General features: G+C 62.0%; 22 protein-coding genes and 3 pseudogenes. 10 read left to right on the top strand and 15 right to left on the bottom strand.

Going from position 1 to position 26,461, the window contains the following annotated elements:
- Positions 1-3 precede the first annotated feature (3 nt).
- From QMG56_RS13440 to QMG56_RS13405, 8 genes are all read right to left on the bottom strand, one after another.
- Entirely contained in the window at positions 4-1,281 is a 1,278-nt protein-coding gene (locus tag QMG56_RS13440) for a copper resistance protein B (protein WP_047100381.1), read from the bottom strand.
- Positions 1,271-3,331, bottom strand: a complete 2,061-nt coding sequence (locus QMG56_RS13435; protein WP_043150636.1) for a copper resistance system multicopper oxidase — start codon at positions 3,329-3,331, stop codon at positions 1,271-1,273. Before QMG56_RS13435 ends, QMG56_RS13440 begins: the two co-directional genes overlap by 11 nt.
- An 88-nt stretch (positions 3,332-3,419) precedes the next feature.
- The gene (locus tag QMG56_RS13430; RefSeq protein ID WP_281822850.1) at positions 3,420-3,992 is read right to left on the bottom strand and encodes an RNA polymerase sigma factor; all 573 of its coding nucleotides are present in this window, start codon (positions 3,990-3,992) and stop codon (positions 3,420-3,422) included.
- Positions 3,989-4,408, bottom strand: a complete 420-nt coding sequence (locus tag QMG56_RS13425) for a periplasmic heavy metal sensor (protein ID WP_037473048.1) — start codon at positions 4,406-4,408, stop codon at positions 3,989-3,991. The genes QMG56_RS13430 and QMG56_RS13425 overlap by 4 nt, the downstream gene beginning before the upstream one ends.
- A 20-nt stretch (positions 4,409-4,428) precedes the next feature.
- Positions 4,429-4,713 (bottom strand): hypothetical protein, encoded by a 285-nt coding sequence (locus QMG56_RS13420; RefSeq protein WP_043150728.1) that lies wholly within the window; start codon positions 4,711-4,713, stop codon positions 4,429-4,431.
- A gap of 589 nt (positions 4,714-5,302) precedes the next feature.
- On the bottom strand, positions 5,303-7,453 hold the full coding sequence (locus QMG56_RS13415) for a TonB-dependent siderophore receptor (RefSeq protein WP_043150640.1): 2,151 nt from the start codon (positions 7,451-7,453) through the stop codon (positions 5,303-5,305).
- 210 nt (positions 7,454-7,663) lie between these two features.
- Positions 7,664-8,260 carry a recombinase family protein gene (locus QMG56_RS13410; RefSeq protein ID WP_021245550.1) on the bottom strand — a complete coding sequence of 199 codons (597 nt, stop codon included), beginning with the start codon at positions 8,258-8,260 and terminating at the stop codon, positions 7,664-7,666.
- 239 nt (positions 8,261-8,499) lie between these two features.
- A complete protein-coding gene (locus tag QMG56_RS13405) occupies positions 8,500-9,543 on the bottom strand; it encodes an IS110 family transposase (RefSeq protein ID WP_256960009.1) in 1,044 nt (347 codons plus the stop codon).
- A gap of 191 nt (positions 9,544-9,734) precedes the next feature.
- Between QMG56_RS13405 and QMG56_RS13400 the strand changes: the two genes are divergently transcribed.
- Positions 9,735-10,595: an APC family permease gene (locus QMG56_RS13400; protein ID WP_051519911.1), complete on the top strand. Its 861-nt coding sequence runs from the start codon at positions 9,735-9,737 to the stop codon at positions 10,593-10,595.
- A gap of 23 nt (positions 10,596-10,618) precedes the next feature.
- On the opposite strand, the gene QMG56_RS13395 is transcribed toward QMG56_RS13400, so the two are convergent.
- The 3 genes and pseudogenes from QMG56_RS13395 to QMG56_RS13385 form a co-directional block, all read right to left on the bottom strand.
- Entirely contained in the window at positions 10,619-11,056 is a 438-nt protein-coding gene (locus QMG56_RS13395) for a DUF411 domain-containing protein (RefSeq protein WP_043150644.1), read from the bottom strand.
- A 76-nt stretch (positions 11,057-11,132) separates the two neighbouring features.
- A pseudogene (locus QMG56_RS13390) lies at positions 11,133-11,489 on the bottom strand (MFS transporter); the annotation flags it as partial.
- 27 nt (positions 11,490-11,516) lie between these two features.
- Positions 11,517-12,764 (bottom strand): annotated as a pseudogene (locus tag QMG56_RS13385) (Tn3 family transposase); the annotation flags it as partial.
- Between QMG56_RS13385 and QMG56_RS23465 the strand changes: the two are divergent.
- The 3 genes and pseudogenes from QMG56_RS23465 to QMG56_RS13375 form a co-directional block, all read left to right on the top strand.
- Positions 12,693-12,893: pseudogene (locus QMG56_RS23465) on the top strand (hypothetical protein); the annotation flags it as partial. The pseudogenes QMG56_RS13385 and QMG56_RS23465 sit on opposite strands and share 72 nt — an antisense overlap.
- Before the next feature lie 162 nt (positions 12,894-13,055).
- Entirely contained in the window at positions 13,056-13,217 is a 162-nt protein-coding gene (locus QMG56_RS13380) for a hypothetical protein (protein ID WP_281822847.1), read from the top strand.
- Entirely contained in the window at positions 13,217-14,365 is a 1,149-nt protein-coding gene (locus QMG56_RS13375; protein WP_281822846.1) for a DGQHR domain-containing protein, read from the top strand. The genes QMG56_RS13380 and QMG56_RS13375 overlap by 1 nt, the downstream gene beginning before the upstream one ends.
- A gap of 507 nt (positions 14,366-14,872) precedes the next feature.
- Here the strand turns inward: QMG56_RS13375 and QMG56_RS13370 are convergent.
- Positions 14,873-15,217 (bottom strand): WGR domain-containing protein, encoded by a 345-nt coding sequence (locus tag QMG56_RS13370; protein WP_281822845.1) that lies wholly within the window; start codon positions 15,215-15,217, stop codon positions 14,873-14,875.
- 88 nt (positions 15,218-15,305) lie between these two features.
- Between QMG56_RS13370 and QMG56_RS13365 the strand changes: the two genes are divergently transcribed.
- On the top strand, positions 15,306-15,632 hold the full coding sequence (locus QMG56_RS13365) for a hypothetical protein (protein ID WP_281822844.1): 327 nt from the start codon (positions 15,306-15,308) through the stop codon (positions 15,630-15,632).
- Positions 15,633-15,654: 22 nt separating this feature from the next.
- Entirely contained in the window at positions 15,655-16,095 is a 441-nt protein-coding gene (locus tag QMG56_RS13360; protein ID WP_281822843.1) for a DUF1810 domain-containing protein, read from the top strand.
- Here the strand turns inward: QMG56_RS13360 and QMG56_RS13355 are convergent.
- Both QMG56_RS13355 and QMG56_RS13350 read right to left on the bottom strand, forming a co-directional pair.
- Entirely contained in the window at positions 16,079-16,465 is a 387-nt protein-coding gene (locus tag QMG56_RS13355; RefSeq protein ID WP_281822842.1) for a type II toxin-antitoxin system VapC family toxin, read from the bottom strand. The two genes, QMG56_RS13360 and QMG56_RS13355, sit on opposite strands and share 17 nt — an antisense overlap.
- Positions 16,466-16,468: 3 nt before the next feature.
- Positions 16,469-16,720 carry an AbrB/MazE/SpoVT family DNA-binding domain-containing protein gene (locus QMG56_RS13350; protein ID WP_375713694.1) on the bottom strand — a complete coding sequence of 84 codons (252 nt, stop codon included), beginning with the start codon at positions 16,718-16,720 and terminating at the stop codon, positions 16,469-16,471.
- A 250-nt stretch (positions 16,721-16,970) separates the two neighbouring features.
- On the opposite strand from QMG56_RS13350, the gene QMG56_RS13345 reads away from it, so the two are divergent.
- From QMG56_RS13345 to QMG56_RS13330, 4 genes are all read left to right on the top strand, one after another.
- Positions 16,971-17,558, top strand: coding sequence for a recombinase family protein (locus tag QMG56_RS13345; protein WP_281822840.1), 588 nt, complete (start codon positions 16,971-16,973; stop codon positions 17,556-17,558).
- Between the two features lie 233 nt (positions 17,559-17,791).
- The gene (locus QMG56_RS13340; protein WP_230189220.1) at positions 17,792-18,595 is read left to right on the top strand and encodes an abortive infection family protein; all 804 of its coding nucleotides are present in this window, start codon (positions 17,792-17,794) and stop codon (positions 18,593-18,595) included.
- 427 nt (positions 18,596-19,022) lie between these two features.
- The gene (locus tag QMG56_RS13335) at positions 19,023-19,598 is read left to right on the top strand and encodes a hypothetical protein (RefSeq protein WP_281822839.1); all 576 of its coding nucleotides are present in this window, start codon (positions 19,023-19,025) and stop codon (positions 19,596-19,598) included.
- A gap of 357 nt (positions 19,599-19,955) precedes the next feature.
- Positions 19,956-21,266: a hypothetical protein gene (locus QMG56_RS13330; protein ID WP_230189216.1), complete on the top strand. Its 1,311-nt coding sequence runs from the start codon at positions 19,956-19,958 to the stop codon at positions 21,264-21,266.
- Between the two features lie 26 nt (positions 21,267-21,292).
- On the opposite strand, the gene QMG56_RS13325 is transcribed toward QMG56_RS13330, so the two are convergent.
- Positions 21,293-26,455: an AAA family ATPase gene (locus QMG56_RS13325; protein WP_230189215.1), complete on the bottom strand. Its 5,163-nt coding sequence runs from the start codon at positions 26,453-26,455 to the stop codon at positions 21,293-21,295.
- Positions 26,456-26,461: the final 6 nt, after the last annotated feature.

Below are 26,461 nucleotides of genomic sequence, written 5' to 3'. Positions count from 1 at the left end.
GCCTCAAAACCATGTGCGAATGCCCAGAACAAGGCTGGTCGATGACGCATCCTCGCCGTCCTCGCGTGCAAAACGAGCAGAGCGGCCCACTCTGCGCTCGTATGAAACACCGATATAAGGGGCAAACTCGCGCTTCACCTCGTAGCGCAGCCGCAAGCCAAGCTCGAGGTCCGACAAGCCCGAGCCGATCCGGTCTTCCGGAACGTCTTGCGCCGCAAATTCCGCTTCGAGACGAGGCTGGAGGATCAGGCGCTGGGTGATACGCTGATCGTAATACCCTTCAACGCGGCCGAGCACGTCACCCTTGCTAGACAAGAACAGTGCGCCCTCCACATCGAAAAAGCCTGGGGCCAGGCTCTCGAACCCAACCGTAGCGTAGACACGGGAGGGGTTGGGCTTGAAGTCGTAACGAATCCCGGCCTGGAAGTCGGTGAAGGGTCCGATCGCCCGTGCATAGAGCGCCTGCAGCTCCGCCCTTTCCAGGCTTCTCCCAAAGTTCCCTTCGCCTTCGGTTTTAAGAACCAGGCGATTGATGTCGCCACCGTACCAGGCACCGCCATCCCATCGATAGGCGTCGCGACCGTCGCGGACCTGGTATTCGGCCAGATTAAATATGACCTGCGAGAAATTCTGGCCGCCGTGCATCGACTGCAGATGCTGCTGCGAATGCGCCATGGCGGGGGCAGAGTAGACTTGGTCTGCGGCCCGATCCATCGGGATGGGCGGCGGCGGAGCGTTGCCGGCCGGCAGGTTGGTCCCGACCATTGTCGTGCCGGTCGCCGAAGGAGGCATGCTTCCCATGTCGTGACCTGCCATGCCTTGCATAGCGCCCGAACCATGGTCCATGCCCTGCATGGCACCTGGCTGGCCGGGGGCGGCACCGCCGGAGGTATCTGGCATCGCCGACATGTCGTGCCCGGCACCAGGATTGGGGTTGGCTCCAGGCGTAGTCATGCCCGGCATGGCCGTCATGTCATGACCGGCGTGAGGATCGGCAACGACCGCTCCAGGGGCCGGCGGCTTGGCGGACCGACTTGCGGCGGGCTTGGCCCCCGATCCCGCCTTCGCGCGCGGTGTCGACTTGGCGGCGGGCTTCACGGACTTCTTGCGCGCGGCGGGCTTGGTCGCTGCTGGCTTCTTAGCGGCAGGCTTTTTCACCGCTGGCGTCTTTGGCGGCGGCATCTTCATGCCGGGCATATTGGAATGGTCCATCTGCGCGGCCGCCGGGGTTGCCAGGCCGAGCGCTGCGCCGCTCGCGATCAGGAGGAGCTTAAGCTGCATCGCGATTCTCCTCGCCCATCGGGCGAACGGTCACGACACGCATCATCCCTGCGGTCATGTGATAGAGATTGTGGCAGTGGAACGCCCAGTCGCCGACCGCATCGGTCGTCACGTCGAACGTCATCTTGCCGCCAGGCGCTACATTCACCGTGTGCTTGCGAGGCGCCAAGTCGCCATGCCCGGTCACCAGTTCAAAGAAGTGCCCGTGCAAGTGGATTGGGTGCGGCATCATCGTGTCATTGATCAGGGTGACGCGCGCGCGTTCGTCCTTGCGGAACGGGATGGGGTCGGCGGGGTCGCTGAGCTTCTGGCCGTCAAAGCCCCACATATAGCGCTCCATATTGCCCGTCAGGTGGATCTCCAACTGGCGCGCCGGGGCACGAGCGTCCGGGTTGCGATCCAGCGCGACAAGGTCGCGATAGGTGAGCACGCGATGATCGACGTCCTCCAGCCCCTGCGGCGGCTCGGCCGTGCGGTCCTTCGGCATCGGCGAGATGGTCTGCACCCCCGGCCCCATCTTGACGCCGGGCGCGTTCTTCGGGTTGCGCATGTTCATGTCCATGCCCCCGGAGCCGTGATCCATTCCGGCCATCCCACCGGCCTGCCCTGCACCGCCTTGCATGGCGCCGTGGTCCATCCCCGCCATGCCGCCGCTGCCCGTCTGGCTTGGGGTTATGCCCGACGCGCTGGCACCCATTTGGCTGTGGTCCATTCCCGCCATCGCGCCGGAGTTCATTTGGCCATGATCCATGCCGGCCATGCCGGCCATCCCGGACGCAACCGCGACCGCCCCGTGGTCAGTCGGTCCCTTCCAGCCGGTTAGCTTCCACAGGTTACGCGATGCGTTCTGCTGGACCGTGGGGTCGAGGCCGCGCTTCGCCACCGGGTTCTCGTCGGACATCCCCGACATTCCCTCCATCCCCTTCATGCCTCCCATATCCATGCCCATGTCGGTCATGGTCAGGAGCGTGCGCGGGCGAAGCGGCGGGACTGGGGCGATCATGCCCTCGCGCGGTGCCAGGGTGGCGCGCCCCATGCCGGAACGGTCGATCGCTTCGGACACGAAGCTGTAGGCGCGGTCGCCGGGCGTCACGATCACGTCGAACGTCTCCGCGACCCCGATCTGGAACTCGTCCACTTCGACGGGCCGGACGTTCTGGCCGTCGGCCTGCACCACTGTCATTGGCAGGTCAGGGATGCGGACGTTGAAGTTGGTCTGCGCCGCGGCGTTGACGATGCGTAGCCGGACGCGCTCCCCCGGCCGGAAGAGACCCGTCCAATTGTCGTAAGGCCCAAAGCCATTGACCAGGAAGGTGTAGGTCGAACCCGTGACGTCCGCGATGTCCGCCGGGTCCATCCGCATCTGCCCCCACTTCAGGCGATCCTTGAGGGGCATTTCCCGTCCGGCGAGCAGTCCACTCAGCGTCGGGCGCTGATAGTTGAAATAGGCACCGCCCATCTGCTTGAGCTTGCGGAAGATCTCCTCACCGGTCATCTGGCTGTGATCGGAGAGCACGATCACATGCTCGCGGTCGAATGCGATCGGGTCGGGTCCCGCGGGATCGATGACGATGGGGCCGTAGAGCCCGCCCTGCTCCTGCTCGCCCGAGTGGCTGTGGTACCAGTAGGTGCCTGACTGCACGACTGGAAATTCGTACACGAAAGTCGAACGTGCCTTGATGCCGGGGAAACTGATGCCCGGCACGCCGTCCATTTGGAACGGCAGAATGAGACCGTGCCAGTGGATCGAGCTATCCTCGTCAAGATTGTTGGTCACCGCGAGCCGGACCTTCTGGCCCTCCTTGAGGCGGACGAGTGGCGCCGGGACCGTGCCGTTCACCCCGATCGCGGGCGTTGTAATTCCGTCCATGACCAGCTTCATCCGGTCGATCGTCAGCGCGATTTCCGTGCCTGATACGGTCGGCAGCGGCTTGGCGATGCCGCGCGACACAGGTTGCGCCCAGGCTGGCAGATAGGCCGACATGGCCAGCGTGCCGCCGAGCATGGCGGTTCCGCGCATCACGTCGCGCCGGTTCAGATTGCGGCTCATGCTGTTCCTTCACTCCAATTCAATGCTTGCAGCCGGGGGACGCCGCCGCTGACATTACCCCTTATTACGCATGAACCAGCCCGCCCCCTCATGCGCAATTAAGAATATTCGACAATTTTATTCGCGCGCGCCGGAGCCGCGTCTCCACGGCCTTGCCGCTGATCCCCAGCGCGGCGGCAGTTTCCCCTTGGGACAAGCCTTCCACGGTCCGCAGCAAGAGCGTCTCCTTAAGCGTGGCCGGCAGCTGGGACACCGCGCGCGAAAGCCGGACTAGTTCTGCGCGATCGAAGGTTACCGCGTCGGCGCCTGGCGCCTCGTCCCACTCACTTTCCATCGTCTCGGGCGGCAGCGAAGAGGCGAACGATAATATCTGGCGTATGCGACGCCGCCGATGCCAGTCGCGGCTCTTGTTGATCGCCACGCGGGCCAGCCACGCAGCGAGCGGCCGATCTCCGTCACATCTTGGCAGGTTCTGAAAGGCGGACGCGAAGCATTCCCGAGTGAGGTCAAGCGCCTCTTCGGCATCGCCGATATGTGCACGGATCAGGCGGTAAACCGGCCCCTTGTGCCGGCGCATGATCTCGGCGAAGGCGGCCTGACGTCCAGCGAGCGTCAAGGCGGCGAGTTCGCCGTCCGTGCAGGCCGAAAGTTCAAGACTCACCGCGCGTCTGCGGTCAGCGCCTTCACCACCGCGCGGTCGAACGTCCTCGCCTGGTCGGGCCGCAGGATCTGCCGCATCGCGAACATATGGTTCAACGTCTCCTTTTGGAGCTCGCCCATCGCGCCGTGCGAACGATCGACGGCCGCCGCGACCTGCGGCCCGTTACCATGTTCGGCCTCGATGGCGTCGGCAAGCCGGGCGTTGTCGGCCCTGAGTTCAAGCTCCAAGGCACGCCTTCGAACGGCGAAGCGTGACTCCAGCGTCTCGAGCTTGGTCCGTTGAGCTTCGTCCAGCTCGAGCCCGTCGTGGAGCAAGCTATGAAGTTCCACGCCCGGGCTCGGTGGGGAAGGGAACAACTCGCGCCCAGCCCACACGCCTGCGATCGCTGCCAAGAACACGACGGCCGCGATCAGCATCGTTCTCCGGGCGCTGCTCGTCACTGGAACGCCAGCAAGGTCGAAGGCGCTAGCGGCGTGGCGGGCCCGAAAGGTGTCAGCGCCGGCACCTGCGCAGTCGCCGCTGCGGACGACAAGCCGCCGCCCACCACTCCCAAGGCGACTGCGCCTACCGCTGCCAGCATGCCAGTCCGCAGTGTCACTCCGCCGCCGGCGCGCCGCTCCGCCGCGATCAACCGCATGACATCGCCTTCCAGTTCAGCGAGCCGGGGATGAAGCGGCTGCTCGGCAAGGCGGCGCAAGGCGCTGTCCAAATCCATATCCATGTTCATTCCTCCGCCGTGCTCACATCCTTTACGCACGGCCGGCGAACACCCCTCGAATCCGACGTGAACGAATGTCACTAAGCGGGAACGCCCCCGGGCGCGGCGGCGCACTTTTCCATTGCGTCCAATCGTTCACAGCTCGCACGCAGGCCGGCGATCCACGCGTCCCGCTGTTTCAATTTCCCTGATTAACCTCTGTTGACATTCCGAGCGCAGCTACGGCGGCAACCATGGTGCTCGTTAGGTCAAGCGAGGCGGCGACTATTATGTGCGTGGCGGCTGCCGGCAAGGGCATGGCCGTACATATGCCGACGTTTATCGCGGCCACATAGCGCGATTGGCGACAAGCCGCCGATATTGCTCGTGAGCCGGGCAGCGGCACATGGCCATGCCGCTGCCCGCAGGAGCTGGACGATGGCCAGCGGAATCGTCAAAGAATGGTAGCGGCTCGGTAGATGGACCGACACTATCGACTTCTGGAGGAAATGAATGGGGCGGTTCAGTGTGCCCCCCCAACGAGGAGGCGGTTTAGCGCATGCTGAACGACTGTGGTGAAGCATCCAGCAGCAACGGGAAAACTCCCACCTGTCTAAAAGCTCATTCTAACCGTCGCTCGCGCCGTCGTCGGTGCACCGGGCATGATGTTGTTGTCGTTGTAGGCGGACGAGAAATAGTTGCTGTTGAGGAGGTTCTCGACGTTGATTTGCGCCTCGACCCGGGGGGTGAGTTTGAAGAATGCGGCGGCATCGACGCGGGTGAACGCGGGCAGGACGGCGGTATTGCTGACCGAGGTGAAGCTTTTGGACTGGCGGTAGACGCCGACACCGGCCCCGAAGCGAGGGGTGAAATCGTAGCGGGTCCAGAGCGAGGCCTGCTGCTTGGGCACGAGCGGGACATCGCGGCCGGCAGGAGCCGCACTCGTTGTCTTGCGGATTTCCGCGTCCTGCAAGGCATAGCCCGCACTAACCTGCCATTGGGGTGTGATCGCGCCGCTGAGGCCGATCTCTAGCCCTTTGCTGCGCTGCGCGCCCGTAAGCACCGTCCGCGTGGCGTCGTTGGGGTCGGTCGCGCGAGTGTTGGTGCGGTCGAGCCGGTAGACGGCAGCGGTCAGGTTAAGCGTTGGAAAGATATCCCATTTGAGGCCGAGTTCGTAATTGTCGAATTTCTCCGGCTCCAGCGCGGCGCTTGTTATGTCGAGCGATGAAAACTGATCGCCTGACTGGGGCAGGAAGGACCGGCTATAGCTGGCGTAGATCGATACGGGTTGCACCGGCTTCAACACTACGCCCAAACGGGGAGACCAGAGGGTGTCGGTCCGGCTATAGCTCCGCCCGGCGACGAGATCGTCGATGCTAAGCTTGAAGCGGTCGCGGCGAACGCCGCCGATGACATCGACATGTTCGCCGATCGAGATCTGGTCCTGCACATAGAAGGCAGTGGCGTCGGCGTTTGTCCGGATCGACCGGTAGCCGGTATTGGCGGTGGTGCGCAGCGTGACCGGCGGCACCGTGATCCGGTCAGCTAACCCAACAAACGCGCGCCGGCCCCCGTTCACGATATCGCCGCTTTCGAAAAAGCCATTGATCCGCTGGTTGCGCGTGCGCTGATCGCCGAACTCGAAGCCGGCGAGCAGCACATGGCGAACGGGTCCGGTCGTAACCGTCCAGACGAGATCGTTCTGGTTGAGCAGGTTTTTGCGCGTCGTGGGATCGCTATAGGCTTCAAGGCCGACGCTCTGGACGCCCCCGCGCAGGGTGACCGGGGTTACCGCGAAGGCATTTCGATAGAGCTTGTCATAGTCGCCATACAGGACCCGACTTGTCAGAATCAGGTTGTCGCCGAACCGATGCTCGATGCGCCCGCTCAGGACCTTGGCCTCGAAATCGCTGACGTTGAACCCCGGCACACCGAAGAAGGTGTCGCGGAAGCCGGTGAGGGGGCGTGACGGGCTCGTCAGAGAGCCTTGCGTAGCTGAGGGGACGCCCCGATCGATCGTGCGCTTGTCATTATTGTATTCGAAGCCCAGGTCTATCCGGGTGGTGGCGCCAAGTGAGAGCGCGACGGTGGGATTGATCGCAAACCGGCGTCCGTCGTAGAAGTCGCGGTTGCTGCTGAACTCCTCGTAAACGGCGTTCAGCCGAGCGGAGGCGGACCCACTGATCGGCTGATTGATGTCGGTATCGACATACCATGCGCCATATGTGTCCGCCGAGCCGCTGCTGCTGATGAAGGCGTTGGCACCCGGGCGCTTGGTGACGCGGTTAACGATCCCGCCCCCACCGCCGCGCCCGAAGATCATCGCGTTGGGGCCTTTCAGAACCTCGATCCGCTCTGCGTTGTAGAGGCCGCGGTAATATTGCACGTCGTCACGCAGGCCATCGACGAAGAAATCCGCGGTGCTGTTGTTACCGCGCAGGATGATCTGATCGCGGTGGCCTTCGCCTTGAGAGATCACCGCGCCGGGTACATAGCGAAGCACGTCGGCGATCGAGCGCATCGCCTGATCGTCAATCTGCGCTTCCGTGATAACGGAGACTGATTGGGGGACGTCGTTGAGCTCCGTCGGCGTGCGGGTGGCGGTGCTGGTCGTATCAGCCTGGTAGCCGTCCCGAACGCCGGTCACGATGATCGTCTGCGAGGGACTTCCCTGCGCCAAGGCAAGCTGATCCTGAGCCTGAGCCGCTGCTGGGACGGCAATCACCCCAAAGCTGAACATAGCTGCAAAACCAGATTTTTTCACCACACCGCCCCTTTGCGAACTATTCTCAACTGAGTAGAGAAGTTGGTAATGCATCGCAATAGACAATCCGGGAGGCATTGCGTCGATTTCGAGTAATCTCCCGCGAACGGTCGTTCGCGCGACAGCCCCGCCGATCGCGGCCGGAGCTGTCGGTTTTCAAAGTCGATGTCAGCTATATGTCAGAGACGATGACAGCCACGACGTTACGGCTCATTCTGCGGCGTTGAGTGCGGGCGTGGTGGGTGCCTCGGTTTTGAGTGCAGCGAGTTCGCGGTAGAGAGTGGATCGGCCAAGCCCAAGCTGCTTCGCCGCCTGCGCCGGACGCACGCCGGCCTCGATCAGCTTGAGCGCCGACGCCAGCTTGTCGGCGTCGAGCGTAGGGCGTCCAGGCACTTTTCCCCGCGCGCGCGCCGCGGCGATGCCGTCGCGGGTGCGCTCGACGATCAGCCGCCGCTCGAAATGCGCGATGGCACCGAACACATGGAACACCAGCTCGCCTGCAGCCGAGGATGTATCGAGCCGTTCCTCCAGCGAACGGAATGCGAGCCCGCGCGCCTTGAACATGTCGACGGTTTCCAGCAGCTCCTTGAGCGATCGGCCGAGGCGATCGAGCCGGACGACGCAGATGATATCGCCGGGTCGGCAGAAGCCAATCAGCTCGTTTAGGCCGGGCCGATCGAAGCTCTTGCCCGAGATCACATCGTCGAACACGCGGATCGCGCCCGCTTCGTCGCGCAACCGGCGACGCTGCACCTCCAGGTCCTGGTCGCTGGTGGAGACGCGGGCATAGCCCAGCACGTCCGGCATCGTTCTCTAATCGCCACTGTCAACAGCTGACCTCTTTGCGGTTCGTCACGCGCGCTGGGCTCCAGGGTTCTCTCCGCGGTCGTCGCGCTGGACGCCGCATGTTAGCGTTCAAAGTAGGGTGAATCTAAGTGGTGTGCGCGGTCCGTGCCGCACTCGCGGGAACGATCTCACCCTCGCTAAGCGTCCCAGCGGGACGCGTTCTGTCGCGCTTGAGTTCAGCGTATTGCTTCGGATTTGGATCAGGCCATGGCCGCCTCCCGGAAGGTCGTGTTGGTACGCCACATTGCGTGCAATGTTACCGCCAGCTTCCTGGCCAGGGCGACTTTCGCTTTGCGAGGCCCGGTTCGGCCTGCGATCGCCTGTGCCCACTCACGCAGGCGAGGGCCGCCAAGCTTTCGAGACAAGATCGCATTTGCTGCTTCGTACAGGCATTTTCGAGCGAACCTGTCACCGCTTTTCGAGATGCGCCCGTTCCGGCTGATTTCGCCAGATTCGTAGCGCCTTGGCGTCAGACCGAGATAAGCGCCCGCGCTGGAAGATCGGTTGAAGCGTTCGGCGTCGTCGAATGCTGCAGTTACCGCCATCGCGGTGATCGGTCCGACTCCCGGCGCTGTCATCAAAAGACGTACCGTACCATGCTGTTTGGCTACCGCCCGGATTTTGCCATCGAGAGCGGCAATACGGGCTAGAATTTCACTCCGGGCGTGCATCAACGCTTCAAAGATAGGTATGAGCTCCGGTGCGACTGCCAGCTCGCCTGTGATGATCTCCGTCGCACGGCGTTTGAAGCCCCCAACCCGTTTTCCGAACATCACGCCAAACGTTTTCAGCAACCCTCTGATCTCATTTTCAAGCTTCACACGCATGCCAACCAGCGTATCGCGCGCTGTCAGCATCGCCCGGTTAACATAGGCCTCATGACTCTTTATCCGGGCAGCCTTGAACCAACCTGTGCGGACAATCTGAGCCAAGCCGCGAGCATCATGTCTGTCGGTTTTATTTGGCATCATTTTGAGGACCGCATTAGCGTGACGCGCATCCAGGCAAATGATCGGGACACGCCGCTTCGTCAGCGCGTTCCAGAGCCAGACGGCAAGGGGACCTGTCTCCATTCCCACCCGTTCGACATCCGCGGCGCGCTTCGCTAGCCAGTCGGCTATCGCGTCAGGGCAGGTCGGCACCTTCGCCTCCGCGAGAATCTCACCTTCCGCCCCAACCAGGCAAATCGCCGTCTCCTCCTGTGACACATCCAGTGCTGCAAAAACTCCCATAACGTCCTCCACGTTCGACTCCGGCCGAGCGCCGAAGCGGCAATGACATCCTACCGCAACAAAGCGGAGGTCGAGTGTGGCGATTACGTTAAGTGGTGTAACCCCTGTCCCTAATCCGCTCCCGACGAAGACGGTGTCAGGCGAGCTGAACGGTAGCTTCGGGACGGTCAACTCTTCTGAATGCCATGGGCGTGCGCGCCGGTATGACGGTCCTGTACCTGATCAGCATCCTGAAACTCGCCCCATTGCTGCTACTGATCGTCATCGGCTTCCCCGCCATCGAGTGGGCACGTGTCGTCGACAGCGGTCTGATCGCGCCCACGCAGCTTGGCCAGTCGATGCTCGTCCTGATGTACGCCTTTATCGGCTTTGAGTTCAGCCTCATCGCCGCGGGTGAAACACGGAATGCAAAGGCAACCGTTCCCCGCGCCTTGATCGGTACGGTGATCGCCATCGCCCTTTGCTATGCTCTGATCCAGCTCGTAGCCGTCTCGGTAGGCCCCGACCTCGGAAACAGCGCCTCACCACTCGTCGAGCTGGCGAGGCGATTGACAGGAGCGACCGGGGCAATAGCCCTTTCGCTGGGCGCTATATTCTCGATTGGCGGAGGCAGTCTGACGTCTTTGCTCACCGCGCCACGCCTCACCTTCGCACTGGCCCGCGATGGAACGCTCCCCATGTGGTTCGGTATTGTGAACGAGAGAACCCGCACGCCGGCGAACTCGATCCTGTTCTGCGGAGCGCTCAGTCTGGCGCTTGCCGTCGGGCAGCAGTTCGTGTGGCTCGTGCTCTTGAGCACCTCGGTCCGCTTGATGACCTACGCCTTGTGCATTGCAGCCTTGCCGAAGATCGAGAAGAGCTTGCCGAAAGATCCAGGGCAATTCGCGCTGCCCGGGGGGCTTGTCATTCCTGCATGTGGCCTCCTTCTCACGATCTGGCTTTTGAGCCATTCAAGCATGGAATCCTTTGCCATCATGGGCATTGTCGTCGCCCTTGGCAGCATCATCTATTGGGCCTGCATCAGCCGGTCAGGCGATGCCTTCCCTATAGACAGGCAATCCTGACCAGACCTGTGACGCGAGCGATATCAGTGCCGGGCGAAAGTACGCTGACCGGCGCTGCCGAACGACACTACTGTATAGGGTTGGTGGGCAGCGCCTGCCACTTCCATGCCCTCCGAACCGATCGGCATCCCTGCAACCGCAATGCCTTTGACACCCGCAGGACGGGTCGCCAGCAAGCGCTTGACGTCGGATATCGGGACATGGCCCTCGATCATATAGCCATCGACGATCGCGCTGTGGCAGGACGCCAGCGTCCGGGGCATGCCGGCCCTGCGCTGAAGCTCGTTGCGCGACGCATCGTCACGCATGACGACCTTGCGTCCCAGCTTCTCGCGCACGGCCTGCGCCCACTTCTCGCAGCATCCACATCCCGGATCCCGGTGGACGACGACATCACTGGCCGCAAGCGCTACGCCGGGCATGGCGAGGAACAGCAAGGCGGCGGATAGGCGGGTCTTCATGAAATGACTCCCGGAAGAACGATGAGCATGGGACAGTGGCCCCTCCTTTACTCTACGCATCAATGCGCCCCTCCCCTCATCGCGCAGATGATTTTCCGATGGCGGGCGGCCTCCAGGCTAGCGGCAGGGACACAAGCAGCGCTAGCGATAGACCACCAATCCCCCACAAGACTAAGTGCTGTGCCCCCGGAGCGACCACAGCGATCGCCAGCGGCGCGAGCGCCTGCCCGATGCTGGCGGCGGAATGCTGGAGACCGAGCTTCAGACCCGAAGGGGCTGCCGCACCGCTGATCCAGAAGCTGGTGACCAATCGAAGGGTTGCCGAGCTCCAGCCGGCAGCAACGATGATCCCACTGAGCTCGGCCATGCTCGCGGCGACAGGGAACAGGAAGAGCGCCACGGCCAGCAGGCCGAGCGTCAGCCCCGCAAGCCGGCCCCTGTGCATTGTAGGGACACAGATTCACGGTAGCGGTTTGATGAGCAGCGGCATGAGGCCATTGGCATCGAGATCGAGGCGATCGGACCAGACGTAATCGCCGGTGAGATTGATGCGATCCCATCCCAACGGTGAGAGCCGGGACAGCATAGCCGGATCGATCTGGCTTCCTCGCTGGCGCATTTCGTCAATGGCGCGCCCGAGATAGCGGCAGTTGAACAGGATGATCGCAGCGGTGACGAGGTTGAGCGCGGCTGCTCGGGTCTGCTGGTTCTCCAGGCCACGGTCGCGAAAACGGCCGAGCCGATGGAAGGCGACTGCTCGGGCAAGGCTGTTGCGGGCCTCGCCCTTGTTCAACTCGGCAGTGACAGTACGGCGCAGAGCCGGATCCTCGAACCAGCGCAACGTGAACAGCGTGCGCTCGATCCGCCCGATCTCGCGCAGCGCCGCGGCGAGGCTGTTCTGCTGGCGGTAGGCGGATAGCTTCTTGAGGATCAGCGAGGGCGTAACGGTGCGGTTACGCATCGCGCCAATGACACGTTCGATATCCGGCCAGTGGCTGACGATCAGGTCGCGGTCGAGCCTGTGACCGAACAGTGGCGCAAGCCTGCCATAACGCTTCGAGGGTTCGAACGCGTAGAGGCGGCGGTCGGACAGGCGGGGAATGCGCGGCTCGAAATCGAGCCCGAGGAGATGCATGGTCGCGAACACGATGTCGGAAACGCCGCCTCCATCGACGTGCAGCGCGGTCAGATCGGCGTTGCTGTCATGGCCGAGAATGCCGTCGAGCGCATGGATGGCTTCTCCTGCCGTGCCGGCGATCACGGTCTGGTGCAGCGGCGCATAGCGGTCGGTGATGGTGGTGTAGATCTTGACCACCGGGTCGCGACCATAGTGGGCATTGACCGCTCCGCCGGCTTCGCCCGGCCCGCCCAGGTAGAAGGCCTGGCCATCTGCGGAAGCCCGGTGTCCTTGCCCAAACCAGGCCGCGATCGGCTCAGCGTGGATGGCGTCGGTCAGACAGGCGAGCGCCGCCCGAAAGGTTTCCTCGCGCATGTGCCATGTTTGCATGCGCAGCAGCGCGCGGCGTGACCCTGCGCCGCATACCTCGGCCATGCGCGACAACCCAAGATTGGTCGCTTCGGCAATCAGGGTAGCAAGAAAGGCCCGCTCGTCCGTAGGCGGCAGCCCGCTCGAGACATGCCCGAAGTGCCGGGTGAAGCCGGTCCAGCGTTCGACCTGCGAAAGTACGTCGGTGATATTCGAGGCGGGCCTGCCAGTTGCTACAGTTGTGGTCGCATGTTCGGGATTGCCTATGAGGACGCACCAGGGCCGGATGGGCTTGCGGCGACCGCCGACCATATTTGGCCCCGCGCGCTCGGGGGTGACACGGTCCTGGAGAACCTTCTCCCGGCCTGTCCGCGGTGCAACAACGCCAAAAGCCATATAGCTTCATGGCAGATGGCCTGGGTCCAACCCATAGCCTTCTCTGATATCGACGAAGAGAGCGGATTGAGGAGCCTACCTCGCGAAGTCAGGGTAGCCCTCCACATCCGAGCCGCGATGTCTTATGCACAAGTCAATGGTAGCTCTCTCAAGGACGCCCTGCTCGCTATCGGTCCGCGCGAAGCGCCAGTGCGGATCGACGCCGATCAGGGCTACGACTTTTTCAATTTGCGGGTTCATGACGTGGACCGCACCAGCGTAAACTGGACGCCGAACTAATGCAGTATGAGTATGATGCCTTTGTGTTTCACCAACGAGCGGACGGTTTAGGCCCGTTGTTGGCGATGTTCCACGCTCCTGCAGGCCAAGTCTCGGAATGGGCCGATGTCGATCGGCTCGGGCCCGACAACCGTTTGGCGCCGCAGCGCGAGCCCAAGAAAAGTCGCATCGCGAGCATCCGACGCTTTTTCGCCGACAATCCTTCTAATACGATCCCAACTGCCATCGTGATTGGTCTTCGCGGCGTCATTGTTGAAGGCGAAGGGGTAGTCCGAAAGCTGCGGTTCGAAACACAAGAGGGCCGATCTCATCCAGGCCTCATAATCGATGGTCAGCACCGCATGCGCGGGTTGGAGGCCGTTGACCCAAACACCATTATACCAGTGGTCGGCCTCATCGAAGCCTCAGATCTTGAGATGGCCTTCCAATTCCTCGTGATCAATAACAAATCCGCGAAGGTTCCGCCGGACCATCTCCGCGCGCTTGCGCTCAACTACGCCGATGATCAACTCGAGACGAGGCTCAAGAGCGCGCGCTTAGCTTTGAACGCCAACCTAGGGTCGGTGGGCGTTCTGGACGAAGATCCAGATAGCCCGTTTCGGGGAATGGTCGCGTGGCCGAACAATCCCCCAGAGCAGCGCATCGTCGTGCCGGCAGCGATCGAGGCGATGGCGTCTGAAGCAAAGTCGCTCGGTTTTGGCGAACTCGAAGATCTCGACAGCCTCAATGCGTTTCTGATCGCCATGTGGACGGTCATCAAGGAAGAATGGGCTGACCTTTTTGTCGCCAACAGCAAGCTGCTCTCCAAAGTCGGCATGACTTGCATGACGCAGTTCGTTTGCTCCACCATCAAGACCTGGGCGCGAAACCCTCGCCTGCGGGATCAGGTTGATCCCGGCGATCCGGATAAAGTCCGCGACGTTACGAAGGACGTCCTCGCGACGCTGGACCCGCAATTCTTTGAGGCGGAGTGGGCTAGTACGAGCTACGATACCAGGGCTGGTCGTGATCTCATCATGGCTGACCTTGAAGCCTTGTCGTTCAACATATCTAGTAACGAGCCTTGGCACGAAGGTCTGAAGGTCATTAGCCGCACGTGGCTTCAGCAGCGCTTATCTGAAAGCGGGGGTGCACCTGCACCGGAATAACAAGGCGGATATTTGGTCTAGTCTACGCCGCAGTGCAATACTCGTCGATGGAGGTGATCGCCCTCACCTCCTCGTAAAGCTTAGCGGTGCCCGGGAGTAGAGTTCCTACGCTGGCTCAGCGAACCTTTTTGTTGCATGTTTCGCAGTAAACCTCTGCAGTATCGGGGTAGGCGGCTCGGCGCACACTGAACCCCAATGTAACATCGCTAACGTAAGTGGCTGTTGGGTTGTAAGGGTGGTCCGTCTCTGAAATCTCTGCAGAGCCATTAGTTTTGCATTTCTTGCATCGGAAGGTGATCGTGTTTCGCAGGGTAGCCATGGCCCCATTTCGCATAAGAAGCGACATGAGTGCACCCCAATTCCGACCGACCCACCACTACCCGATGGTTTCATGCGAATGTGGCTTTACCCAATGAGCGGCTAAAAGTCGGCGCTCGCCAGCCGTTCTGAAGAATGTCGGCGCAATAGCACTGATAGAGCCCGGCATCAGGTCCCCAACCGCCGGGCTCACAACCCTTGGTTGTCAGCAGCCTCTATATGGAACGCCAATGCGACGGGGCGCGGATGCGCGACGAGCCAAAGTACGTGCTCCAACCGGCGGGCGGCGCTGTCGCTCTCAAATGTAAGCTTCAGCCCCGTTCCTAAAGTACCGATCCTCCCCCACCTCAGATCCACGATCCATTGGCCAAACAGATCTTGGGTCACGCTGACACTGTAGGCGCGGGCGATGTTCCAACCGTCGTCGACTGCTTCGAGGTCACAGCGCCATTCGACCAATTGAGTGGGCAGCGTCATCATGGCGCCATTAAACCAGCGTCGCTCGGCGCCGGTCCAACTGATCTTTTGAATCACTACCGCTCCAGTGATTCTCGCAGTCAATCTGAGCGTGGCCTGCAAACATCATGGCCTCGCTGCGTTATGGGATCGAGAGGAACATTAAATGATCAACGCATTCTCCAGGCTCGGGGTTGTCTTCGCCATAGCCTCCGCGCTCGGCCTTGGCGCGTGCGACGGGCCAAATGAGACCGCGGGCCAGGCTCAAGACCGCGCGTCCGCTCTTGCCAACAACAGCACACAGGTGGGCGAAGGGATGAATGAGGTTCGCGGTCGGGCATTGGATCGATCCCTGCAGGCGGCTCAGGAGGTGCAGGAAGCCAAGGCCGATGCGCTGGAAAAGCAAGGCGACCAGATGCGAGTGAACGCGGACATCGCGGCCGATCGCCTCGACGCGCAGGCGAAGAAGGTGCGGAATGGGGAAGGGAAGTAAGGAACGCATGCTAGGGGACGGCATGACCATTCCCTTTGACCTCGACCGCTTTATTGAAGCCCAAACTGCCGCTTTTGAAACGGCAATCGCCGAAATTCGGCGTGGCCGTAAACGCTCCCACTGGATGTGGTACATCTTCCCGCAACTGGCCGGCCTGGGCCGGAGTGACATAGCGGAGCGCTATGCCATCAGGTCGATTGCCGAAGCTCAAGCCTATCTCGCGCATCCGCTTTTGGGACGACGGCTTGAGGAGTGCGTCGCGGCAGTTCAGGATTTGACCGCGGCGAACCCCGAAGCCGTATTTGGCGAGATCGACGCTATGAAATTGCGCTCAAGTCTCACCTTGTTCATCAATGCCGGCGGCGGCCCGCTGTTCGAAGCGGCGCTTGCTCGCTGGTTTAGCGGTGAGCAAGATGGTGCCACCTTACACCTGCTCAAGTCTGCACCTAGCGGACCAGCATAACTTTCAAACCCTTCACCTTGACCTTTGACCATTCCTTGTCGGCGGTCAGGGCCGGCAGCTTCTCCGATATCGCAAGGGCCATGCAGCTGCGATCACCCAGGCCACTGCCGTACTTTTCAGTCGAAAGATAAAGCTCCCCCGCAGCAAAGGCATCCTCAATCTTGTGGGGCCGAACATCGAGATGGAGTGCGTCGATCATCTCGCGGACCACTTCGATCCCGATACCGCGACGCAGCAGAGCTTTGATGACCTCCTGCAAATTGACTGCGGAAATCAGACCGTCACCCATGTGCGAGGCCACGACGTCAGCGCCCGGCTCATCACGCAGCAACGCCAGGAGCGCTGACGCGTCGAACACGACACTCGCCATTCCTTACTGCTCCGCCGCAGCTTCAACGCGACGCTCGGCCAGAAAGTCGGCGACTGTGCCATCGTCTTTGACATGCTGGCGGTAGAGTTCCTGCGCCCGCACAATGCTCCTTCGGATCGATGTCAGCTTTACCTCGTCGCCTTCAATTGAAAGAACGACAGTTCCGCCGTCCACCATGCCCAGCGCTTCCCGCACCGCCCGTGGCAGAACCATGCGTCCATTCTGTGCAACACGAATATCGACCGCTTTTCCCATAGTTGTACCGCACCTATTATGCCACGTTCGAAATTATGGCATTTCTATGCGACCGCCGCCACTAACAATTTGGTCTCCCACTCAAAAGGCCTAAAAATACCCGCAGTTCGAGACTGTCATTCTAGGGTGTACCCTATCCTTACGTAACGGCTCTTGTCGGAAAGATGTCACTTTAGCACCAATTTCGCAATTGTTTGACATATGACTGACCACATCTTAGACTCTAACGTGACATATTTGGAGTTTTTGTGTGAAGGGGCAGAGGGTCGGCTACATCCGGGTCAGTTCGGTCGACCAGAACGTTGACCGACAGCTCGAGGGCGTGGACGTAGATCGGACGTTTATAGATCGGGCATCCGGTCGGGACGCTAGCCGCCCCCAGTTGGAAGCTCTGCTCTCATTCATCCGCGAGGGTGACACGCTGGTCGTTCACAGTATGGATCGCCTTGCGCGCAACCTCGATGACCTACGCCGACTGGTTCAGTCGATGACTGCACGCGGCATCAAGATTGAGTTTGTGAAAGAGCATCTTGCTTTCACAGGCGAGGATTCTCCGATGGCCAACCTCATGCTCTCGGTCATGGGCGCATTTGCGGAGTTCGAGCGCGCCCTCATCAACGAGCGTCAGCGTGAGGGGATCGCCCTGGCCAAAAAACGCGGCGCCTATAGAGGACGGAAAAGGTCTCTCTCCAACGATACGGTTGCCGAGCTGCTGCTGCGGCTTGCGTCCGGAGAAGGCAAAGCGGCCCTCGCCCGCCATTACAATGTCTCCCGGCAAACGCTCTATAGGTATATCGGTGAACTACACGACCGTACCGAGGAAGCCCCGGAGGAGTAACCCAATCCGCCCTCCCCTTTCCCCAATATCAGCCACGCCACCATCGAGACCGAGCAGGCATGACGAAACCGAAAATCGCTAAAAATTGGTGAAGCAGACATTCACGCTCGATAGGGGCATAGTCGCGTTCGGCCCTGAGCGGACAGTCAACCTAGATGCAGCTGCCGCTGGCCTAATCGCTCGTAGCTGGCAATACTCCGGACCAAATGGGTAGGCGAAGGGGCATAGAAAAGATGCAGAGTTACGAAACGCTTATCACGCGGCTTGACCGCGCCGTGTTCGAAGAAGCGCTTAATATGCAGTCGGGCTACGTTTTGGATTTTTCAGATCGCACTTTTGGGGATTTCTTCTGCACAGAAGTTGGTGTCGATCCTGATGCCCCGCCCGGATCTTCGTTGTTTTCAGCCTATGGCACTTCGAAAGCCAAGCGCCTGCGGTCATTTATAGCACGAGCGCAACCTCACCTTGTCGCTCGTGCGCTACGTGCGCTCTGGGAGTACCGGGAGAACAACATCCTAGGCAGCAGCGGGCCACGCGAGGATCGTTTGAGAGAAGTCTATTTCAAGATAGTTGGCAAGTTCGAAGGGGAAGAGCACGTAGTTGATTCAACGGGGATAGAAGCATTCGAGGCAAATGAAACCCTTCAAGAATTAGTCGCTGCGATCCGCAGGGACTTGGACGCTGGCCGTCCAAATGCTGGATTGGACCGACTGCATACGTATTGCATGAAGCGCTTCGCGTCCCTTGTAGTCAAACACGGGGGTGAGCCCTGTGGCGAAAATGACGCCCTGCACGCCAGAGTGGGGAAATATGCTAAGGCACTGAAAGCATCACGAAACCTCACGGAAATGTCGGACCGCATCATCAAGAGTTCCATTTCCACTTTCGAGTCGATGAACGAGATTCGGAACAACAAGTCCTTTGCGCACGACAATGAAAGCCTTGTCTCGATGGATGAAGCGAAGTTCATCTATGACAGCGTGACCGCCCTGCTACGTTTCATCAAAACGATGGATGCGCAAAAGTTTGAGGATTGATGCAGATGGCACATGCGGGCTTGAGTGCCCGCAATGTCCCGCGGAGCTGATGTTCGAACTTGCCTTAGCGTTGGTCAATTCTTGGGTCGGAGGCGCTGAGCGCCGCACTGCGCCTGCAAGGCAGCTTTCGGGGTGTGAACTGAGGTCGGGAACGTCCACTTCTGACGCGGTGCAGTCCGCAGCTGCCGACCAAAATTCGCCATTCCGATCCAACGCTCCGTACGGCAGCTCACGCCGAAAGCTGCCGATAAGGCTCTGCGAAGCGGTGGCTCATCATTTCGGGCGTCGCCTCAGACACTGAAATTAGCAAGGTCGAACCGGCAGAAGAAGAAAACGCCGGACTGAACAGCTTCGCTTCTCTTCGACTTTCGCCCTATAGACAGCTGCGCAGCAATCCCGAGCTTGCTACCATGACTTCGAGGTCCAATTGCCTTATACCGCCCGCGCGGACGGCCGCGTGGCCGTCACCATCGACAGCAATGTCTGGGATCAGTTCTTTGCCCTCGGCTTCGATCTGGCTGCCGAACTTCCCGTCACGCGCTTTGCGCTATTCGTGCCGCGCGAGATCGAAATCGAAATCGCCGCCATCCCCGATCGGCCGGACAAGGTCGCTCTGAAGGCGTACATCCGGGAGCAGATGCGAGACGCCTCCGTCAAGGTCTCCGCCGTCTTCGGCTTCACCACCCAAAAGGGTCCACAGCGGCGCGGCGGCTTCGGCTTCGGCACGTTCCAGTCTGAAGATGCGCGCGCATTCTACGCTGCGATCCGAGAGCCCTTTCTGATCGGAAAGCCGACCCGTAACAGCCAGCTTAGCCATAACGAGGGCGATGCGGCCCTTGGCGCGGCGTCGCTCGCATCTGTCGTCCTGACCCGTGACCTCAAGAAGGCCGGCCCGCTGCGCGTCGCGCGCGATCATGGCGGCAAGCTGATCGATATGACGACGTTCGATCGCGCGGGGCCATCCCTCGCCTCTCTCATCGATACCTGTCACGCGGAAGACTGACCGATGCGGGAGCAGGCCCGCCCCCGGGCACAATGTTGGCCATAAGGACGCAGTAACCGATTGCCTGCCCGTCGCCCGCTGCTTACCTTTGTCCTGCCTATCTCCGAGGAAGATTCACGACGTGCCGGCATTCGCGCAAAACTTCTCGAGTTATGCCCAGTCGTCATTCGAGGTCCTCTGCGACATCGCCAATGTCACCAAGAACCCCTCGATCCAGGATCGCGAGGGTTGGGACTATATGGTCGAGTTTGCTCGCGAAAGGGTCCATGGCCTCCCGCACGATCGGCAACCGGGGAACGCCACGGTGCGGGTTCAGGTAAGTCCAAGACCGATGGAAAGCCGACCACGAGCGTCAAATTGAGCAATGCGCTCCGGTTCGCCAATGAGCCGGATCCGTGCTTCATCACGCTCTGGTGGCGCAACAGCGACCATAGCGAGGAGAGGATCTACGCCCGTCACTTCGACAAGCCGCTGATCGAGGCCGCCCTGCGCCGCGCCCGGGAAGCGCAGCGCGACGGTAAGACGGATCTCCATCGTCTCCGCTTGTCGATCGCCTTCGACGAAGCCGACGATCGCACCGATGATCTTCTGCCGTGGATACGCTCGATCGGCGACACCGACCAGCACGACTATGCCAACCAGAAGCGCCAGTTGACCCGCGAGTTGGGCTTCGACGAAGGCCATTTCGGCGGCACGGTGACGATCCCCTTCGACGACGTCCAAAAGCTGATCGATGCCGCCGTCGGACTGCCGACAAGCCCGGCCGACGTCGAGATCATCTTTGGCGACAAGCGGTTCGACATCGTTTCACCGCTTTTCGCCGGCAAGCCCACCATCTTCAACCTCGACGCCATTCCGCAACCCGGGCAGCTCACCTTTCAGAACGCGGCCGGCCAAGCCGCCACCTTCGCCGGCGAGGTCCGCAAGTTCGCCATGGACAATCTCCCGTTGGAGACGGTCCGCGCGACCTTCACCTCACCGACCATAAGCGCTGTCCTGCGCGGCCCCGAGCTCAACATCAGCTACCAGTTCCGCGGCACCGATGTTCACCCTTTCGATCACCTCCAGAATCTTGCGCGGTTCATGGTGATCTCGGGCGAGCGCTGCACGGTTTCGCTTATGCTCGACGACCAGGACGAGCCGCTCGAGACGACCTGCCCTCCTGTCGCAATCGAGGACCGTGAGATTTTCGTCTGGTTGGACGACGCCTTGGGATATCTCCGAAGCTGCTGCAGCCCCGACGATAATCCGCCAATGCGCGCCGCCGACGTGTTTGCCGCGCATGACGAGGTCGTCAATTTCGCGATCGCCGGCGCCGCCGGCACGCCCACTTTCGATTTCGAAACCGACCGCGACATCAGCCTCCCGCTCGTGAGAAGCATGGTGGCCTTTCGTCTCGTCCAGTTCGGAGACCTGAGCTTCTACTCGATCTTCCGCCGCGCCTGCCTCGAACAGTCGGCCGAGGCCAGGAGGATCCATCTCCGTTTCAACGATCCCGTCGAGCTTGAGGCCGGTATGTTGGCGACCGACAGTGTGTCCGCGCGCGCCACCGTCGCGCGAAGCTTCGGCGCGCTCGCCACGCGTATCGGCAAGGGTGCGCTCATTCTCAATGGCGGTGACTACCTATCGCTGATGCGCAAGGAAGGCCCCCTCATCGAGGTGCTGTGAGCTCCTTGCCAGAAGACGCCCTGCGTTCATGCGTCTCGCAGACGGCTTTGGGCCGGGCCGTTACGCGCCGCCTCTAACTTCAGCTCGAGCTCATGGGCTTCTGACACGCCAAGGCTGACAAGTCTCCCGAGCATGGCGTCGATCCGCAGGCGCTGCCCATGATCGTGGTAATAGAGCGACGGGTCGCCCTTCGACGCACTTTCGAACCACTGCGCGACCTTTCGGCCGATCGCCAGTTCATGCCACATCGCCCGGTCGCCCGCCGTGGCCTCTAGCCAGGATTCGATGGCGAAGAGAAGGAAGTCGAGGTGACGCGCGGTCGGCCCAATCAGGAGAGTGTTCATCGTGCAAAGCGCCACAAAGGCGGTCGGCCCGCCCGGCATCATGGGGCGCAGCGCTTCGAGCAGCGGATCGATCCGGTCGAAGATGGCTGGAACGAGATAACTCTGACTGCCCGAACCGAAGACATATTCATTCATCAGCATCACGGCGATCGTCGGACCTGATTCAAGGTCGATGCTCAGGTCGCCCGGTCGGCGGTGCCGGGACCAGCGATCGAGAGCTATGGTGCGCGTCACCAGCTGCCGCCGGATCGTGAGGGCGCGATTGGGCGGGCGCCCCCGATCATTGAAGTAGGAGGCATCGGCCGCGCGTGTGAGCGTGTCGGCGACGTCGCAGAACGAGCGGTCGGGAAGTTCCAGGATCGGCGTCAGGATAGCATCGAGCCGGTCATGCGCCGAATCCATGATGACTGCGGCGACCAGCAGATAGAATTGCTGGTTCCAGTCGTCAGGCGATCGGTCGAGCTCGGCGTCGGCGGGATAGCCATGAGCGTTGAGCCGCGCCGACCACGGCGCATAGGTATCGACAATCTCGCCGAACCACGCCGGCCTCGGGCACGCCTCGCGATTCAAAAGCGCGAGCCACTTCGCAATGCCTTGCGTCTCGACATGGATCGATGCCTTTTTCGAGCGCGGCGCCCAACTCTCCTCTGCCTCGTCCTGTTCGAACTCGATCCGCGCCCCGTCGCGCGAGAGGATCGCGCGCGGACTGTTCCGCAGAAAGGGTCTTTCGTCTAGCAGCGCTGGCCACTCAGGCTCGGGCCCGCCGTCCAGCCATGCGATCTCGGCAGAAACCGCCTCCCTGTCCTGACGCGCGCGCTCTGTCTCATAGGCGACCTCATCGGCGGGATCATCATCATAGGGGTGCCACCGATAGCGGCGACGGGCGAACGCCATCCGGATCGCCGACTTGATGAGCCGCGGATCAGCGTGATCGATCGTCGCCCGGGCCGCGGTGAACGCCGGTATCGCTGCCCTGTCGCCTCGCACGGCGGCTTCCACGATCCGATCGCGATCTGCCGTCACCTTGCGACGATGCCAGAGATGAACAAGCGCGCAAATCGCCATCCCGGGCCGGTTGAAGCCGAGTGTCTCGCCGGAGCCGTAGGCGTCCACCTCCTCAATCAGAGCGATATCTATGACTGCCCTGACCCAGGCTTCATGTTCGGCGAGAAGGGCGTCATCGCCGTCGCGCGCGACCAGCATGGCGGTGGCAATGAGGCGGGTGGACCGTGCTTTTAGATAATCTTCGTCGCGGTCGTCGGGCAGATCGCCCGCCGCATGCTCCGCCGCTTGTCGTGCGGTCTCCGCCGAGCCTCTCGCCGGATCGTTGGTCGCGAGCTGGATTCTCGCCTCGATATCACTCGACAAGGCGAGCGCGCGGCTTGCGGTTTCGAGGCGCGCTAGATGCTCGGCTTCGGCGGGCGGCGGCACGAAGCTAAATAGGCCGTCGACCTCGACCCAGTTGGCCCGGTCCAATAGGTTCAGCGCATGCGCTCCCATGAACGTTGGATCGCGAAAAGTATCGCTCTCGTTACAAGGTCCGAGTTCATCGACCGCTTGGGCAAGAAGCCGCCGGACGGCGGAACTGGCATCGTCGTTCCCGGAATAGGAGAACATCAGTTGCTCGAGGGTGAAGCGGCGGGAGCCGCGTTTTGCAAGATCGGCGAGCCGCACGCGGCCGCTCGGCTCTTTCTGGAAAGCCATCATGTCTCCGAACATCTCGATCGACGCGCGGTCGCGATCGCTGGCGAGGATATGCGGGTTGGCCACAAACGGAACGAGCGCGTCGCGCGTCGCGGGCCAATGGGACATGAGGACGTCGATCGCGACCACGAGATAGGCAGCGCAGCTTCCCTCCGGCCCGAGGATGTCCTGCAGCACCGTGGCGACATCCTCGCCGCGCTCGAGCCGCTCATGCGACCAAGCTTCGAGGGCCTTGAGGGCGGAGCCGACCGAGGATTCCGGTGCCTGAAACTGCCGTGACCAGAAATAGGTCTGGACCCAAGGGAAGAACCGCGGCGTACCGTCGACGACGACCGTGAAGCCATTGGTCTCGGTCGCCTTGCCAGCGGCATGACCGTCGACTGCCGCTGCGACGAGCGTGCGAATGAGCGCAAGTCCGATTTGCTGATTGGCATCGAGCAGATCGAGAAACGGGGTCTGTGCTGGTGACGCCGGCATGTAATCGCTATCCGCGAAACCGAAGACGCGGCCCATTGACTCGCGGCGAGACCGTCCCTTGCGCGGATTCTCGATGAGGCTGGCTTCGATGAGCGCCGCAAGTTCTGCGGGCGCGACGCTCGCTAGAGCCTTGCTGAACAGCCGGATCGCCTTGACCTTGTAAGTGTCGTTCTCGCCCGCCACCGCCCGCAGATAGGCCTTTGCCTTCTCCGGCGCGTTGGCCGCGAGCAGCAGCGTCATGCTGCGAAGATCCTCGATCATGCGCGAGCGCGCTTCACCCTGCATCCTCGGGGCGTCCGCCGGCGACGGGATCGCGATCGCCGTCTCTCGCACATCGAGCTGCAACAGCCAATCAAACAGCATCCCGGCGGCCGCTTGTCCGTAAGCGGAAATGGTCATTGCGAGGAAGAACTGGATCTCCACGAGTTTGACCACGGACGCGATAGCGTGAACCGGGATCTGCGCCTGATGGTCCAAACACCACATCAGCATCGCGGGCGCCGATGGTGAGGATGCCGCACGAAGGGACGTCGTGCCTTCGGGAACCTCGAACCCCTGGGCCTTGATCCGTGCGAACAGCGCCGCCGCCGACATCGTTTCCACGGCTATGATCGCGGTGCAGAGTTCGATGAGGAGCGCACCGCCCTGCGCAAGCAACGTGTCGGAGCATCGGTTGAGCAGCTCGGCCGACAGTTCCGACCTCACGATGGCGAGGAGCGCTTGCCGACGCCACGCTGCATGCGCGCCAGGGCGCGCCAGAGCCTCAAGGAGCGCCTGCCATACCGCGCCGTTTGTTGCCCTCTCCAACGCAAACCGGCCGGCAAACTCGATACCGCGCGCGAGGCGCGGCGAAGGCTGCACCGTCAGGTCGACGCCATCGAGCAGGGTGATGTTCTCATGGAGGCGCGCGCCGATCGCCCAGTCGCGCAGCACGTCATGGCGGAAACCCAGCTTGTCGCGGTGCGGCTCGCTCAGGCTCCGGCTGTCCAACAAATGCGTGCGTGCATCCGAATCGGTGGCGACATCGATTGTGTCGCGGCCGCCGAGCGCCGCTTCGGCCAGTCCGGCGAGCAGGCGTTGGGCCGCGCGCTTGTCTTTCGGCTCCGCCCCGTCGGCGCTGTCCCACCAATGGTGCGCCAGCGCCGCCTCCGTGCGGATGTCGACCGTGCTCGGCACCTTCAGCAGCCGGGTCAGCCGGTACAGATTGCGGGCGATCGGAGCGGCTGGATGGTCCGGCGACAGCAGGGCGTGCAATTCCGGCGCCATCTCGACCAGAACCGCGACCTCGTCCTCGTCGAGCTCACCCACGAATACGCGATGCGGGGCGCCGAGCCTGGCGATGGCGTCTTCGGCGAGCCAGCTGCAGTCCTCGACGCCGAGGTCGGGCCGCGTCGAGACAACGACCGAGAACCCCTCGATACCGGCGATTTCCCGCAGGACGTCGTTGACCGTGCGGCGCCGCTCCGCTGTCGCGAACATCTCGAGCCCATCGATGAACAGGATCCCGCCGCCGCTGGCCGCGATATCGCCGAGAAATTCCCCGGCGGTCCCCGGGACGCCCAACCGCTCCGAGAGCGCCGACCAGCCCCCGTCGGGCGTTGTAATCGGATCAAGGACGATGACCTGGCCTTCGCGCGCTTGCCTCTCGGCAAAATGACGCAGCACCCAGGATTTGCCGACGCCGGGATCGCCGGTGATTTCGATGAAGCGGTGCGCGTCGCGCGCCTCTTCCATCGCCGCCACAGCGCCCAGGCGAGGCAGGGTGATCCCGCCGACGCTCGTGCCGATGTCCATGAGTGCGTGGCGCGACAACTCCGCAAGCTTGCCGCGGGCCAGGGAAAAGTTCCGGTCGCCGGCGAGGCGAAAGCCGTGCGCCGTCACCGTGTCGATCAGCACCTCGCGCGTGAGCGATCCACCGGTCGTGCCGGTCTTGATGGCCACCGCGATCAGATCGCTCCAGAGCCCTTCGGCGCGGCCGGCATCTTCGGGCGCGAGCACCTGCCGCGCCAGCATGAGCGCATAGTCCCGCGCCTGTGGTGCGCCGGATTCAAAGTCGAACTCTAGGATCAGGAAGCGTCGGATGATATTCCAGATCACCTCGTCGTCGTCCGCGATCCCATGCGCGACGAGATGGGTCCGGAACGCTTGGCCGAAATTGCGCATTTTCGGGCTGGCCACGCCATTAAGCGCAAGCCGGGCGAAGAATTGAGCCCCGGAACTCGCGGCGCGCGCCCAGGCGAGCACATCCTGATACGGGCCGGAGATCGCAAAACTGGTGCGCTGGGTCGCGGCAGCCAGGAGGTGCCGGTCGGTCGGCGGACTGTCCGGCGCGGTGCGCGCGATCTGTTCGCACAGGTTGATGAAAATCGCGTCCTTCGGCGCGAAGGTGGCGGTGCGCTTGGACTGGATTTCGAGAACCGAGCTTCCGCTTTTCGACGCCGCGTGGACGATCAGATCGTCAAGCGCATAGCCTTCATCCACGCCCTGGAACTGAACCCGTTTGATCACGGCATCGGGGAGACCACGCGCTTCGCTGCCAGCCAACATCTGAAGCAGATAATAAGCGCCAAGCTCACCCTCAATGTAAGTGCCTGCACCCCCGCGCCCGACCGGGCTCGAGCTGCTGACTTCATCTTTGGGAGGCTTCTCCGGTTCCTGTTTCATCCATCT

It is taken from the genome of Sphingobium sp. BS19, assembly GCF_027925545.1.
Classification (GTDB): domain Bacteria; phylum Pseudomonadota; class Alphaproteobacteria; order Sphingomonadales; family Sphingomonadaceae; genus Sphingobium.
The sequence above is the reverse complement of the archived record's forward strand: the minus strand, read 5'-3'. Positions and strand labels throughout refer to the sequence as shown.

Excerpts from the sequence above, each read along its gene's own strand:
- QMG56_RS13365 (WP_281822844.1), top strand. The coding sequence starts at position 15,306 with ATGATCAACGCATTCTCCAGGCTCGGGGTTGTCTTCGCCATAGCCTCC.
- QMG56_RS13435 (WP_043150636.1), bottom strand. The coding sequence starts at position 3,331 with ATGAGCCGCAATCTGAACCGGCGCGACGTGATGCGCGGAACCGCCATG.
- QMG56_RS13325 (WP_230189215.1), bottom strand. The coding sequence starts at position 26,455 with ATGAAACAGGAACCGGAGAAGCCTCCCAAAGATGAAGTCAGCAGCTCG.
- QMG56_RS13360 (WP_281822843.1), top strand. The coding sequence starts at position 15,655 with ATGACCATTCCCTTTGACCTCGACCGCTTTATTGAAGCCCAAACTGCC.
- QMG56_RS13440 (WP_047100381.1), bottom strand. The coding sequence starts at position 1,281 with ATGCAGCTTAAGCTCCTCCTGATCGCGAGCGGCGCAGCGCTCGGCCTG.
- QMG56_RS13420 (WP_043150728.1), bottom strand. The coding sequence starts at position 4,713 with ATGGATATGGATTTGGACAGCGCCTTGCGCCGCCTTGCCGAGCAGCCG.
- QMG56_RS13400 (WP_051519911.1), top strand. The coding sequence starts at position 9,735 with ATGACGGTCCTGTACCTGATCAGCATCCTGAAACTCGCCCCATTGCTG.
- QMG56_RS13425 (WP_037473048.1), bottom strand. The coding sequence starts at position 4,408 with ATGCTGATCGCGGCCGTCGTGTTCTTGGCAGCGATCGCAGGCGTGTGG.
- QMG56_RS13395 (WP_043150644.1), bottom strand. The coding sequence starts at position 11,056 with ATGAAGACCCGCCTATCCGCCGCCTTGCTGTTCCTCGCCATGCCCGGC.
- QMG56_RS13350 (WP_375713694.1), bottom strand. The coding sequence starts at position 16,720 with ATGGGAAAAGCGGTCGATATTCGTGTTGCACAGAATGGACGCATGGTT.
- QMG56_RS13410 (WP_021245550.1), bottom strand. The coding sequence starts at position 8,260 with ATGCCGGACGTGCTGGGCTATGCCCGCGTCTCCACCAGCGACCAGGAC.
- QMG56_RS13375 (WP_281822846.1), top strand. The coding sequence starts at position 13,217 with ATGCAGTATGAGTATGATGCCTTTGTGTTTCACCAACGAGCGGACGGT.
- QMG56_RS13380 (WP_281822847.1), top strand. The coding sequence starts at position 13,056 with ATGTCTTATGCACAAGTCAATGGTAGCTCTCTCAAGGACGCCCTGCTC.
- QMG56_RS13355 (WP_281822842.1), bottom strand. The coding sequence starts at position 16,465 with ATGGCGAGTGTCGTGTTCGACGCGTCAGCGCTCCTGGCGTTGCTGCGT.
- QMG56_RS13340 (WP_230189220.1), top strand. The coding sequence starts at position 17,792 with ATGCAGAGTTACGAAACGCTTATCACGCGGCTTGACCGCGCCGTGTTC.